The sequence below is a fragment of the Nocardia neocaledoniensis genome (assembly GCF_029868625.1).
Taxonomy (GTDB): Bacteria; Actinomycetota; Actinomycetes; order Mycobacteriales; family Mycobacteriaceae; genus Nocardia; species Nocardia neocaledoniensis_A.
In genome coordinates, this window is record NZ_JARWOJ010000128.1 from 38,721 (window position 1) to 51,187 (window position 12,467).

The 12,467-nt window shown below is 70.4% G+C and carries 13 protein-coding genes; 4 read left to right on the plus strand and 9 right to left on the minus strand.

Translation table 11 applies throughout. The features are described 5' to 3' along the window. Nucleotides 1-15: 15 nt before the first annotated feature. The 4 genes from QH270_RS09015 to QH270_RS09030 form a co-directional block, all read right to left on the minus strand. Complete coding sequence (locus QH270_RS09015; protein WP_280340095.1) at nucleotides 16-648, minus strand: Dabb family protein; 633 nt, start codon at nucleotides 646-648, stop codon at nucleotides 16-18. Next, complete coding sequence (locus QH270_RS09020) at nucleotides 641-988, minus strand: hypothetical protein (RefSeq protein WP_280340097.1); 348 nt, start codon at nucleotides 986-988, stop codon at nucleotides 641-643. Before QH270_RS09020 ends, QH270_RS09015 begins: the two co-directional genes overlap by 8 nt. Before the next feature lie 65 nt (nucleotides 989-1,053). Next, on the minus strand, nucleotides 1,054-3,039 hold the full coding sequence (locus QH270_RS09025; protein ID WP_280340098.1) for a hypothetical protein: 1,986 nt from the start codon (nucleotides 3,037-3,039) through the stop codon (nucleotides 1,054-1,056). A 36-nt stretch (nucleotides 3,040-3,075) separates the two neighbouring features. Beyond that, nucleotides 3,076-4,116: an ATP-grasp domain-containing protein gene (locus QH270_RS09030; protein WP_280340114.1), complete on the minus strand. Its 1,041-nt coding sequence runs from the start codon at nucleotides 4,114-4,116 to the stop codon at nucleotides 3,076-3,078. Between the two features lie 416 nt (nucleotides 4,117-4,532). Between QH270_RS09030 and QH270_RS09035 the strand changes: the two genes are divergently transcribed. Both QH270_RS09035 and QH270_RS09040 read left to right on the plus strand, forming a co-directional pair. Further along, nucleotides 4,533-4,949, plus strand: a complete 417-nt coding sequence (locus QH270_RS09035) for an ATP-binding protein (protein ID WP_280340099.1) — start codon at nucleotides 4,533-4,535, stop codon at nucleotides 4,947-4,949. A gap of 125 nt (nucleotides 4,950-5,074) precedes the next feature. After that, nucleotides 5,075-6,040, plus strand: coding sequence for an alpha/beta hydrolase (locus tag QH270_RS09040; RefSeq protein WP_432420325.1), 966 nt, complete (start codon nucleotides 5,075-5,077; stop codon nucleotides 6,038-6,040). Here the strand turns inward: QH270_RS09040 and QH270_RS09045 are convergent. From QH270_RS09045 to QH270_RS09060, 4 genes are all read right to left on the minus strand, one after another. Next, complete coding sequence (locus QH270_RS09045) at nucleotides 6,037-6,831, minus strand: carboxymuconolactone decarboxylase family protein (protein WP_280340102.1); 795 nt, start codon at nucleotides 6,829-6,831, stop codon at nucleotides 6,037-6,039. The genes QH270_RS09040 and QH270_RS09045 overlap by 4 nt on opposite strands. 65 nt (nucleotides 6,832-6,896) lie before the next feature. Then, the gene (locus QH270_RS09050) at nucleotides 6,897-7,736 is read right to left on the minus strand and encodes an ABC transporter ATP-binding protein (protein WP_432420326.1); all 840 of its coding nucleotides are present in this window, start codon (nucleotides 7,734-7,736) and stop codon (nucleotides 6,897-6,899) included. Then, on the minus strand, nucleotides 7,729-8,820 hold the full coding sequence (locus QH270_RS09055; protein ID WP_280340104.1) for a FecCD family ABC transporter permease: 1,092 nt from the start codon (nucleotides 8,818-8,820) through the stop codon (nucleotides 7,729-7,731). The genes QH270_RS09050 and QH270_RS09055 overlap by 8 nt, the downstream gene beginning before the upstream one ends. Next, complete coding sequence (locus QH270_RS09060; RefSeq protein WP_280340106.1) at nucleotides 8,817-9,863, minus strand: FecCD family ABC transporter permease; 1,047 nt, start codon at nucleotides 9,861-9,863, stop codon at nucleotides 8,817-8,819. The genes QH270_RS09055 and QH270_RS09060 overlap by 4 nt, the downstream gene beginning before the upstream one ends. A 67-nt stretch (nucleotides 9,864-9,930) precedes the next feature. Here QH270_RS09060 and QH270_RS09065 point away from each other — a divergent pair, with 67 nt between their 5' ends. Further along, nucleotides 9,931-10,866 carry an ABC transporter substrate-binding protein gene (locus QH270_RS09065; protein WP_280340107.1) on the plus strand — a complete coding sequence of 312 codons (936 nt, stop codon included), beginning with the start codon at nucleotides 9,931-9,933 and terminating at the stop codon, nucleotides 10,864-10,866. A 34-nt stretch (nucleotides 10,867-10,900) separates the two neighbouring features. On the opposite strand, the gene QH270_RS09070 is transcribed toward QH270_RS09065, so the two are convergent. Continuing rightward, a complete protein-coding gene (locus QH270_RS09070) occupies nucleotides 10,901-11,590 on the minus strand; it encodes a PadR family transcriptional regulator (protein WP_232999221.1) in 690 nt (229 codons plus the stop codon). Between the two features lie 130 nt (nucleotides 11,591-11,720). On the opposite strand from QH270_RS09070, the gene QH270_RS09075 reads away from it, so the two are divergent. Beyond that, nucleotides 11,721-12,227, plus strand: a complete 507-nt coding sequence (locus QH270_RS09075) for a flavin reductase family protein (protein ID WP_280340109.1) — start codon at nucleotides 11,721-11,723, stop codon at nucleotides 12,225-12,227. Nucleotides 12,228-12,467 lie beyond the last annotated feature (240 nt).

The following is a 12,467-nucleotide window of genomic DNA, read 5'->3' on the forward strand; positions in this document are numbered from 1 at the left end:
GGCCGACGGCGGCCGTCAGGACGGTGTCGTGGTGCGGCAGAAGCTGTGGCAGACCCGGTCGCGCACGATCATCTCCGGGCATTCGGGATCGAACCACCGGTCCACGTGCGCCCAGTGCACCGGATGCATCAGATAGGGCCCGTTCAGACCGTCCAGGTCGGTGAACTCCTGTTCCCAGACATGCGTCCACGGGGCCGCTCCGACGGCCCGCAGCACGGGACTCAACTGCCAGGTGCGCATGGTGGCGATGTGCTCGGGCATGCGCAGCAGATCGGCTTCGAAGCGCCGTACGGTCGGGTCAGGGGTCTCGGGCGCGACGCGCAGCAGCAGCACGCGGTGCACCGTACCGGTGGCGCCGGGTGCCGCGAGACCGCCTGTCCCGCCGAGGTATTCGGCACCGTCGACGTGCGCCACCGCCGGGACGTCGAGCGCGGCCGCGACCGGCCCGGCGGCGCGTGCCCAGTCCGTGGCCTCGTCGAACCACCAGTGCGCCAGCACATCACCGCCGTTGCGGACTCCGGGCAGCGTCGGCTCGACCAGGGTGCGGCGCGCGCCCGGCAGCAGGGTGCGCAGCGCGCCCGTCCATCGCTCGGCCACCGCCGGGTCGGTGCCGGGGGCGAAATGGATCAGCCGGATCACCTCAAACATCGGCGAGCCGCTCCAGATCGGCGACCGCCGCGGCGGTCGACCTGGTGCGTTCGACCACGAATTCCGCCGCGTCGGCCCACCACCGGCGCACCGCCTCGTCCCCGCGCCCGCGCCATGTCATGGCCCACCAGCCCGCGGCGCCGTCGAGCACCCACGTCGCGGTCACGGTGTTCGTCTCCCCGGCCAGCCACACGGGCGGACTCACCACGATCCGCTCGAGCACCATCCCCCGCTCCCGCGCCCCCGGCGCGTAGTCCCGCAGATAGGCGTCGACGAAGTCCCGGCCCCGCCCGGGTTTCGTCACCACCGTATCGATCACATAGACCTTCACGTCGTCCATCCACCGACGGTAGACACGCCGGGTCCGGCCCGGCGGCACCGTTTCCGCCCAGCGGGAGGCCGCGCTCAGCCGGCGGGCAGGCGATCGGCGCCCCAGCTCCGATGGACATACCCGGTCACCCGGTCGAGTTCCGCGCGCTCCACCGCCGCCAGTTCCCCCGGTTCCAGCGGGTCGAAGTGGAAGATGTACAGCCGCGAGGCGAACTGCTCGAACGGCAGCGACGCTTCGCCGAATCGTTCCCCGTGGCCCGCCGTGCCCACGACGACACCGTCGCCCCAATCCTGGCCGCTGTCGTTGTTCGGGTTGTAGAAGTACACCCGCATCTGCCGCTGCGGGTCGAGCGCTACCCGCAGCACGGTGATCGCGTGCCAGCCGACGAACCGTGCGGCGCTGTCGGTCACCGCGATCCCGGCCGGCTGCGGGTGGATCACCGGCTGGTTGCCGTTGTAGTAGGGGTGGTAACTCGCGTAGAAGTGGCGATGGAACTCCTCGAGCTCGACCAGCTGACCGGTCGCGACATCGACATTGATCCGGAAGCCCCGCCCGGACCACCACCCGTGGAACTCCGGGTTGATCCAGCGGTGCGGATCACCGTCGCGGCCGAGGCAGCGCCGCCCCATCTCGGCGTAGACACGGTCCAGATGCGGCACCACGAGCAGCGAGACCGGATCCAGATCGTGCTGCACCGCGGCGGCGAGGCCGTCGCCGCCCGCGCGCGAGGAAATCGGCTGCCCTTCGAAATGCATGACGATCTCGTCGTCGCGCGCCGCCCACACCACCGTCTGCAAGAGGTAGTCGGGATCGTTGTACGCCCACATCGACAGTGCCCGCGCCGATTGACAGGTCGGATTGTCGCCCTGGCCGATCCCCAGCGGTAGGCCCAGCACCGACAGCACGCCCGACACCAGCCACGCCCTGGCATCCGGCGCCGGGCCGAACACCTCGATCAACCGTTGCCGCGAATGCTCGGAGAGCCGTAGTGCCAGCTGCCGCCACAGCGCGGGGGCCACCGGCGGTTGCGCGAGGATCTGGCGTTCGAGCAGCAACGCGAGTCCGTAGACACACTGGGCGGTTTCGACGTGCACGGCCTGCTCGATCAGCGCGCGCACCAGTTCGTGATAGCACAGCAGGCTGTCGCGCCCGGTGCTCGACAGCCCCATCGCCTCGCCGAGCAGATACTCGCCCTTGCCCACCAGGAACCGCAGCAGGACAGCGTGATACGGCGAGACCAGACCGGTGTCGTGCATCGACCGGGCGAAGCCGGTCGCCTCGTACTGCAGCGCGCTGTCGTCCATCGACTCCAGGCGCGCGCGGTAGACATCGACGCCGGGATCCTCCCTGCACCCTTCGGTGGTGCCGTAGAGGCTGCTGATCAGCCGGTCCGCCCCGAGCCCACTCGCACCGAGGTCCACGTCGGGGTTGGCGCGCGCGACGGCGATCTGGGTGATCATCCGCTTCACCGAGTCCACCTGGATCGGCCGCTGCCGCAGGATCCGCCAGATCTCGTCGACGAGGTTCTCGAGCACCTTCTCGTACCCGATCTCGGCGACGAGGTAGCGCAGCAGTTCCCGCGACACCTGCGCCATCCGGCCCTGTTGCGCGCGTTCGGCTTCACCGGGCGGGGAGAACAGCAGCGCCAGATTCACCGCGAGCACCTGGGACAGGTGCTCGCCGGCCTGTTCGGCGGTGATCAGCGGATGCTCGTACTCGCCGGTGGCGACGGCGAGCAGCCGCAGATCGCTCACCGCCTCCAGCACCACGGTGTCGGCGTTGGCGCTGCGCAACGAGCCGGTGCTCAGGGCCGGGATGAGGATCTGCGGTTGCGCCCAGTCCGTGCCGAGGTACAGGCCCGCGGCCTCGAGCCGGGCGGCGCGGGCGCGCAGCGCGGCGCATCCGCCGGGCAGCAGCAGGACCCGCCGGAGCGCGTCCAGGATCCTGGGCAGGACGAGGTGTTTGCCGAAATCGCTGGCGTCCGAGAGGGACTGCGTGGCGTGATCCAACGTGGTGAGGCGTTTGTCCAGCGTCGCCTCGTTGCCGCCCTGTGGACTCATCGCCGAGCCTTCCCGTGTTGTCGCCGTCGCGACCGATCAGAGATAGAAATCGAGTTCTTCTTGTCGCTTCAGCAGATCCCGCAGCGCGTACGGATCCTCGCCGAAGAAGTAGAGCAGACCCCAGTGGTTGCCGAATGCCGTGCGCTTGGTGACCTTTTCGGTGAGGGGCGCGGTGAGCTCGTGCGACTCGAAGTAGTCGTGGTCCTCGGTCTCCGGCGGCACCGACAACCGGCTGACCACCCGGCGGCGCGGGTAGACGCCGAAGCAGCCCGCGTGCCCGGTGGCGTCCACCACCTCCTTCGGGAAGAACGCCGCGATCTCCTCCTCGGTGGTCTTCGGGTCGAACGCCAGCACCAGGGCGTGGTAGGCGTTGAAACCGTAGGTCCGCTCCAGCAGTTCGAACACCTTGAAGCCCGGCGGCCGATACGCGACCTCGCCGAAATACATCTCGCCGTCACTGGTCACGAAATACTCGGGGTGCAAGAAACCGAAATCGATGTCGAAGGTCTTGATCAGTTTTTCGACCTGCCGGGTGATCTCGGGCCGGTATTGCTCCAGTTCGGGGGTCGCGGGAACGAACACCGAGTATCCGAGCGTGACGTATTCGGAGATGTTCAGGAAACAAATCCGGCCGTTGTGCACCCACGCCTCGACGGCGAATTCCCACCCGTCCAGGTGCGACTCCATCAGCATCGGGAATTCGTCGTCCGGGATCGTGTCGACTTCGTCCGGCGTGCGGATGATCCGGTGACCGAGACACCCGGCCTTGTCGAATGCCTTCAGGTGAATCGGATCGTTCGGGTCGCCGTCGAGTTTCAGCAGGGTCTGATTGACGCGTTTCAGGAACCGGATCACGTCGTCGCGCTCGTGCGCCTCCTCGAAGATGCCGACCCGGATTCCGCCGAGTTGCGCTCGCCGCTTCATCAGCGATTTGTCGCGCAGCAGCATGGACTGGCCGAGCAGTCGCGGGTTGTCCAGGAGCACGGAGTTGATCGCGCCCGCCCATTCCACGGTCTCCTCGAAGATCGGGATGGCGACATCCACCCCCATGTCGCGCAGGGTCTCGGCGATTTCCATCGACCGATCGTTGAGCCGCTCGAAATCCCAGGGTAGATAGGGGATGTCGTGTGCAGTGCAGTAGTCTCGCGCCCAGTCCGGCGCCACCACGACATAGCGTCGATCGAAGCGATCGACAGCGTCCACGGCACTCGGACTCCACCCCAGCAGGGCGACATAACCTTTGTTCGGGTTTCGACTTTTCGATTCATCAGCGGAAATCGACAAACCTTATCCCTTCTCGACCGGCAGCACAGGACGCCGGGATCCGGAACAGATCACTGTCGTGCCGCCACCACCGAGAAATACCCGCCCGAGCGGACACCAACCATGACAGTGTCGTGACCACGGGAAGGCGAGCACAATCCCGTTTTCCCGGAGTGGGTCGGGGTATGCCGCTGACACAAGGCATTCGACGAGCGCGAGGAGGACCATCGATGAGCATCGTGACTCCACATCGGGCGGGTGCGGATGGCCGGGCCCGCGACGCGGTCGTGGAACTCGACCTCGACGCCGTCTCACTGAGCCGGCTGCGCGCCGCCGTGCGGGGGCTGCTCGCCGGATGCGACGACATCCGGGTCGAGGACGCGGTGCAGGTGTGTGACGAGCTGGCCAGCAATGCCGTTCGGCACGGTGCGGGCCCACGCGCCTGCCGGTTGACAGCGACCGGGGACCGCACGTTCCGGGTGGAGGTCGACGACGTCTCCCCCGCACCACCGCGGATCCGGCGGCCCGACCACACCGGCGGCAACGGCCTCATCCTGGTCACCCGGATCGCCACGCACTGGGGCGTGGACCACCACCGCACCGGCAAGACCGTCTGGGCCGAACTGGCCGGGCTCACCGCGCGCTGACCCCGCCGCCGACACCGCTGTTTCCGCCCAGTGGGAGACCACGGTCCCGCTCGCCGCGGACCGGCCTACGGTGGCCCGACAGCTGCTCGAGCGCCGCGGGCGCGGCCGAGATCTCAGGAGGGTCAGTGACGACGCGTGTGTTCCCGACCAGTGGGCCCGGGGCGGTCCCCGATCCGGAAGTGGCGGCGATGCTCGCCGCGCTCGACGCCGGCTTTCCGGAGGTGGCGACGATGACGGCGGCCGAGGCGCGGGCGGCGATCCTCGGCAGAAGGGCTCCGCTGCAACGGCTTCCCGACATGCGCCTGGCGCGCGACCGCACGATCGACGGCCCCGGCGGTGACCTGCCGATCCGGGTGTACCGCCCGCACGGTCCGGAGACCGCGCTCCCGGTGATCGTGTTCGCGCACGGCGGCGGCTTCGTGTTCTGCGATCTGGACAGCCACGACGAATTCTGCCGGTCGATGGCCCAGGGCGTGGGTGCGGTGGTGGTTTCGGTGGATTACCGTCTCGCGCCGGAACATCCGGCTCCGGCCGCGCACGAGGACGTGCGCGCCGCGCTGGGCTGGGCGGCCGAGCACGCGGGCGAGTACGGCGGTGATCCGACCCGGATCGCGCTCGCCGGTGACAGCGCGGGCGGCAATCTCGCCGCGACGGTGGCGATCGCGGTGCGCGACGGCGGCGGCCCGCCCCTCGCGGCCCAGATCCTGATCTACCCGGTGATCGACGACGACTTCGACACCGAGTCCTACCGCCGCTTCGGCACCGGCCACTACAACACCACCAGTGCCATGCGCTGGTACTGGCAGAACTACGCGCCCGACGGCACCGACGACGTCCGCCTGGTCCCGACCCGCGCCGAAACCCTGGCCGGGCTACCGCCCGCCGTGGTGATCACGGCCGAACTCGATCCGCCGTGCTCGGCGGGCGACGCCTACGCCCAGCGCCTGGCGGCTGACGGTGTCGCGGTCCGGCATCGCCGCTACAACGGCCTCTTCCACGGCTTCCTCACCATCCCGTCACTGACGGCCACCACCACCGCCCGCACCCAGATCTGGGCCATGATCCGCGACGTCCTCGGCCCGACCGCTTAGCGCTCGGCGAAGACGCTGCGCGCCACCGCGATTCCGTTGAGCGCGGCGGGGAAGCCCGCGTAACTGATCATCTGGATCAGCACCTCGACGACCTCGTTCCGGGTGGCGCCGACGTTGAGCGCACCGTGGATGTGCACGCCGAGCTGGGGTGCGACGCCGAGGACGGTGCACATCGCGATCGTCACCAACTCGCGGGTCCGCAGGTCGAGGCCGGGCCGGGAGTAGATGTCGCCGAAGGCGAATTCGACCAGGTAGCGCGCGAAGTCGGGGGCGATGTCGGCGAGCGAGGCGAGTACCTGTTCGCCGGCGTGGCCATCGATGGCGGCCAGCGCCGCGCTCCCGCGCTCGAAACGGTCGCCCTCGGGGACGGCGGCGGCCGATTCGTCGGACAGGTCGGCGCGGGCGGCGAAGACCTCCTCGGCGACGCGCAGCCCGTTCAGCGCGGCGGGGAAGCCCGCGTAGACGCTGGCGTGGATCAGCACCTCGACGATCTCGGTGCGGCTCGCACCGACGTTGAGAGCGCCGTTGATGTGCCAGCGCAGCTGCGGGGCGGCGGTGCCGAGCGCGGTCAGCGCGCCGACCGTCGCCAGCTGCCGTTCCCGCAGGGGCAGGCCGGGGCGGGCGAGGATGTCCCCGTAGCCGAACTCCACGGTGAGTCGGCCCACGTCGGGCGCGATGTCGGCCAGGCTGTCCAGCACGGCGGCCCCCTCGGGTCCGCCGATGTGCCGGAGCAGTGCCGAGCCGCGCTGGAACCGGTCGGCGGTGGCGTCGAGCTGCTGAATCGTGGTCATGGCACGAACAGTAGGAGGTGGAGTTCGCTCCAACGCAAGCCCCGATCTCCCGCGCCGGACACGACTCAGGGCGTGCCGCGCCGGCCCGGCACGATCATCGGCGAGCCGGTGATCGGGTCGTCGATGACGACGCACTCCAGGTCGAACACCTCGCGTACGAGGTCGGGGGTGACCAGATCGCGGGGGTCGCCGCGGCCGATGATCCGGCCGTCGCGCATGGCGATGAGGTCGGTGGCGTAGCGGCAGGCCAGGTTCAGGTCGTGCAGGACGGCGACGACGGTCCGGCCGTGGTCGCGGTGCAGCCGTTCGCACAGGTCGAGGACGTCGATCTGGTGGCTGATGTCGAGGTAGGTGGTCGGCTCGTCGAGCAGCACGATCGAGGTCGCCTGGGCAAGCACCATGGCGATCCAGACCCGTTGGCGCTGACCGCCGGACAATTCGTCGACCCGGCGGTGCCGCAACTCGGTGGTGCCGGTCGCGGCCAGCGCCTCCTCCACCGCAGCGGCGTCGTCGTCGGACCACTGCCGCAGCAGACCCTGGTGCGGGTAGCGGCCGCGGGCGACCAGGTCGCCGACGACGATCCCGTCCGGTGCGCCCGGCGTCTGCGGCAGCAGGCTGAGCCTGCGCGCCGTCTCCTTGGTCGAGTAGCGGTGGATGTCCTTGCCGTCCAGGATCACCGAGCCCGCGCCGGGGCGCAGGATCCGCCCGAGCGTCGCGAGCAGGGTCGACTTCCCGCAGGCGTTGGGCCCGATGATGACGGTGAACCGGCCGTCGGGTACGGCGATGTCCACGTCGTGCAGCACGGTCCGCTCGCCGTAGGCGACGCGCACCGACGCGCCACACAATCGGGCGGCCCCGTGCTCGTCGCCGGTGGATTCGACCGTCCCGGTGGATGTTTCAGACACGATGGCGCAGACCCTCTCGTACCAGCAGCCAGATGAGGAAGACCCCGCCGATGCTCACCGTGATCACGCCCACGGGCACCGGTGCGGGAAAGGCGTGTTCGGCCACCAGGTCACTGACCCCGAGCAGCAGCGCGCCGACACACGCGGCGGCGAAGATCGCGGCGCCGGTGGTACGGGTGAGCCCGCGCGCGAGATGCGGTGCGGCCAGGGCGATGAACGCGATCGGTCCGGCGGCGGCCACCGACAGGCCCACCAGCACGGTCGCGCCGGCCATCAGCCCCATCCGCGCCCGACCACTGCGCACGCCCAGGGTCGTGGCGACGGTGTCGCCGAGGTCGAGGGCGTGGAAGGCACGGTTGAGCACGAGGAGCACCGGGGTCACGAGCGCGAGACCGACACCGATGATCAGCACCTGCCCCCAGCCGCGACCGCTGAGCGAGCCGATCAGCCAGGCGTTGGCCACCGCGGCCGAGGGCAGGTACGCCTGGCTGAGCAGATAGTACGTCGCCGAGGTCGACAGCGCGCCGAGCGCGATGCCGACCAGCACGAGCCGCGTGCCGCGCAAGCCGCCGAGCACGGTGAGCACGGCCATGACCGCCAGCGTGATCAGGGCACCGAGCGCGGCGCCGAGCGCGCCCACGCCGAGCGTCCCGCCGAAGGTGATCAGGACCAGCACGGCGCCGACCGCCGACCCGTCGGTGAAGCCGATGATGTCGGGGCTGGCGAGCGGATTGCGGTACAGCCGTTGGAAGATCGCGCCCGCGGCGGCGAGCCCGCCGCCCACCCCGACCGCGACGAGCGCGCGGGGCAGCCGCCGGTCGACGACGAAGAACTGATCGAGCCTGCGTCGCGGCTGCCCGGTGAGCACGTCCCACAGCGCGCCCGGCCCGATCGTGTACTCCCCCACCATGAGTGAGATCGCGACCATCGCCAGGACCGCGAGCACCAGCAGCACGGTGACCACGCTCGCGCGCCGGTCGAATCGCACGGTGCCGCGCCCGAGCCGCAGCACCGCGTCGGTCGGGGTGATCCCGGTGGCGGTGACCCGGCGCGACCCCGGCCCGGACAGCTCGGTGACCGTCACGACTCGGCCCCCATCCGCGGACTGAAGACGATGAGCGCGATGAGCGCGGGACTGCCGAGGAAGGCCGTCATCACCCCGACCGGGACCGGTTCGCCACCGGCGATGATCCGGCCGAGCACATCGGCGGCCAGCAACAGCACGGGGGCGAGCAGCATCGACACGGGCACGAGCAGGCGGTAATCGGCGCCGACGAGGTAGCGCGCGATGTGGTACACCAGCAGCCCGACGAAGGCGATCGGCCCGGCCAGCGCGGTCGCGGCCCCGCACAGCACGGTGACCACGACGAAGCCGAGGAAGCGCACCCGGCCGAGGTTCACCCCGAGCGCGGCGGCGGTGCGGTCACCGAGGCTCAGCGCGTTGAGCGACCGGCACAGCAGCAACGCCAGCAGCGCGGCGCCGACCACATACGGCAGCAGCGGCACGATGTCGGCGAGATCGCGCGCGGCCAGGGAACCGATCCGCCAGAAGCGGAAGGAATCCAGGACGTCCTCGTCCATGAACACCAGCAGCTGCGTCACCCCCGACAGCACGGCCGCCAGCGCCACGCCCGAGAGCGCCAGCCGCAACGGCGAGGCCGTGGCCTGCCCGATCATCGACAGCAGGTACACGACGATCGCCGCCGCGCCCGCCCCGGCGAAGGCGAACCAGGTGTATCCGCTGACGCCGAGACCGCCCGTGAGACTCAACCCGACCACCACCCCCAGGGCCGCACCGGCGTTCACGCCGAGCAGTCCCGGGTCGGCGATCGGATTGCGGGTGAGCGCGCCGATCACCACGCCCGCGGCGCCCAGCGCGACACCGCAGACCAGGCCGACCACCGTGCGGCTCAATCGCCAGTCCCCGATGATCACCCGCACGCTGCCGTCACCCTGCCCGAACAGCGCGGCGACCACCTCGCCCATCGGGATCGACTTCGCGCCGATCGCCAGACTGGCCACGCACACACCGAACAGCAGCACCGCCGAGATCAGCAGCACGGCACCGCCGCGCGCGAACGGGGTGACGCGGGGGCGGGCCGTCGCGGCGGGAGGACTCGAACGCACCGGCGGGACTGTACCCGCCGCCGAGAAGCGAGGGCAACCTTGGTTAGGTTAGGCTAATGTCACTGGGGTGGAGATCAAGAAGAGAAGAAGCCGACGGCTGCTGACCGCCCTCGGCGCGCTGGTCGCGGCGACGAGCCTGGCGCTGACCGGCTGCGGTTCGGCCGATTCCGAGGTCGCCGACGGCCAGGTCGTCACCCACGCGATGGGCGAGACGAAGGTTCCGGCAAACCCGCAGCGCATCGTAGTCCTCGACTCACCGCACCTCGACGCGCTCGTGGCGCTGGGCATCACGCCCGCGGCGGTGACCGAACGCGCGATGGGCTATGGCGCGCCGAAGTACCTGGCCGACAAGCTGTCCGGGGTCCCGACAGTGGGCACCATCCAGGATCCCGACGTGGACGCCATCGCCAACCTGGCCCCCGATCTGATCATCGGCACCAAGGTGCGCCACGAACCGCTCTACACCCAGCTCAGCGGCATCGCACCGACCGTGTTCTCGGAGAACTCGGGCACCAACTGGCACGAGCAGGCGAACCTGACGGCCGCCGCGGTCGGCAAGTCCGCCGAGATGACCGAGCTGCTCACCCAGCTCGACACCCGCGCGAAGGCGGTCGGTCAGCGGATCGGGGCGCCGGGCAGGACGGTGTCGATGGTGCGGTTCACCGAGGACCGGTTCCGCCTCTACGGCCCGGAGACGTTCTCCGGTTCGCTGCTGGCCCAGGTCGGTTTCCAGCATCCGCCGCGGGAGTGGAACAAGTACTCGATGGCCGAACTCGATCCCGAGCAGTTTGAGCAGATCAACGGTGACGTGGTGTTCCACGCCGACTACACGGGATCCTCGACCGGGACCACCAAGGCCAGGGTGACCGCGCTGTGGGGCGCGCTGCCCGCGGTGGCCGGTGGCCGCGCCTACGAGGTCGCCGACGACACCTGGATGCTCGGCATCGGCGTGCTCGGCGCGAACAAGATCATCGACGACATCGAGCGGCTCGCCGCGAAGTGATCCGGTGGGGGCGCCCACGGTGCCCCCAACCCGGTCAGTCGCCGTTCGGGTGCCCACCCTCTTCGTTGACGCGCTGCTCGATCTCGCGCCACCGTCCCGGTGTGGGATGCGGGTATTCGGCCCGGTCGTCGTGCTCGGCTTTCGCCAGCACGGTGGCGGCGGCGTCGATCTCGTCGATCAGTTGCTCGGCGAGATCGCGTTCGGTCTCGTAGTGGCGCTGCGCCCACTGCAGCACGATCTGCGAGTAGGCCCAGCCCGGTTCGGATTTGGCGGCCTCGGCGTCGACCGCGGCGTGCTTCTGCAGCCGGTCGACGTCGGCGATGTGGTCGCGCAGGATCTGCTTGAGCCGGTCGGGCGACCCGAGGTGGCCGAACATGACCCGCAGCAGCACATGGTGTTTGAGCACCGACGGGTCCACCGGCGCGTTGTTCCACCAGGTGGTGACGGCGCCGCGGCCGGCGTCGGTGATCTGGTACAGCCGCCTGCCCCGGGTCGCGTTGTCGCGATCCAGCCGCGAGGTCGCGAACCCGTGCTGTTCGAGCTTTTTCAGCTCGGCGTAGATCTGGCTGTAGGACGGCGTCCAGTAGATGTAGCGCAGACTCCAGTCGGCCCACTTCTTCAGGTCGTAGCCCGAGACTTCCTCCTCGTAGGAGAGCATGGCGAGGACCGCCCAGCTGGTCGGCGGCAGATTGGGCACGCCGGAGTCGGGGTCGGGAGTCGCCATCGGTGCATGGTAGCAAGCCTGGGCAGTGGTCCAGTCCGCATGGCAACCGCTGACCGGGAGGACGTCTTGAGCCGGGCGCCGGGCACCACCGAAGGTGGAAGGCATCGAATTCCGTCCGGGAGGATCCCCCATGAATGCAGACCACGTCGTCGTCGACGCGGATGTCCCCGCCCCCGCCGAGCTGCGCAGAGTGCTCGGGCATTTCGCGACCGGTGTCGCGGTGATCACCGCCCACGACGGGACGGGGCCGCTGGGTTTCGCCTGCCAGTCGGTGGTATCGGTCTCGCTGGATCCGCCGCTGCTGTCGTTCTGCCCGGCCAAGACCTCGACCAGCTGGCCGCGGCTGCGCGAGGTGGGCGCGCTGTGTGTCAACGTCCTGGCCGAGAATCAGGGCACGTTGTGCCGTCAGTTCGCGGTGAGCGGCGCGGACAAGTTCGCCGGGATCGACTGGGAGCGGGCAGGCAACGGCGCGCCCGCGCTGGCGGGCGCGCTGGCCCGGATCGAGGTGACCGTCGAGCTCGAGCACGACGCGGGCGACCACACGGTGGTCCTGGCGCGGATCGGTGCTCTGCGCGCCGTCGAGGGCGCGCGGCCACTGCTGTTCTATCGCGGCGGGTTCGGCGGCTTCGCGGCCTGACAGCCGAGGGGGGGGGGGGGGGGGGGGGGGGGGCCCCCCCCCCCGGGGGGGGGGGGGGGGGGGGGGGGGGGGGGGGGGGGGGTTGGGGGGGGGGGCCGGCGGGGGGGGCGGGGGGGGGGGGGGCCCGCCCGCCCCTCCCCCCCCCGCCCCCCCGCCGCGCGGGGGGCCCCCCCCCCCCCCCCCCCCCCCCCCCCCCTCGGCTGTCAGGCCGCGAAGCCGCCGAACCCGCCGCGATAGAAC

Bases quoted from the DNA above. Each gene is read 5' to 3' on its own strand.
- QH270_RS09015 (WP_280340095.1), bottom strand. From the start codon at position 648: ATGTTTGAGGTGATCCGGCTGATCCATTTCGCCCCCGGCACCGACCCG.
- QH270_RS09020 (WP_280340097.1), bottom strand. From the start codon at position 988: ATGGACGACGTGAAGGTCTATGTGATCGATACGGTGGTGACGAAACCC.
- QH270_RS09025 (WP_280340098.1), bottom strand. From the start codon at position 3,039: ATGAGTCCACAGGGCGGCAACGAGGCGACGCTGGACAAACGCCTCACC.
- QH270_RS09030 (WP_280340114.1), bottom strand. From the start codon at position 4,116: ATGGAAATCGCCGAGACCCTGCGCGACATGGGGGTGGATGTCGCCATC.
- QH270_RS09035 (WP_280340099.1), top strand. From the start codon at position 4,533: ATGAGCATCGTGACTCCACATCGGGCGGGTGCGGATGGCCGGGCCCGC.
- QH270_RS09045 (WP_280340102.1), bottom strand. From the start codon at position 6,831: ATGACCACGATTCAGCAGCTCGACGCCACCGCCGACCGGTTCCAGCGC.
- QH270_RS09070 (WP_232999221.1), bottom strand. From the start codon at position 11,590: ATGGCGACTCCCGACCCCGACTCCGGCGTGCCCAATCTGCCGCCGACC.
- QH270_RS09075 (WP_280340109.1), top strand. From the start codon at position 11,721: ATGAATGCAGACCACGTCGTCGTCGACGCGGATGTCCCCGCCCCCGCC.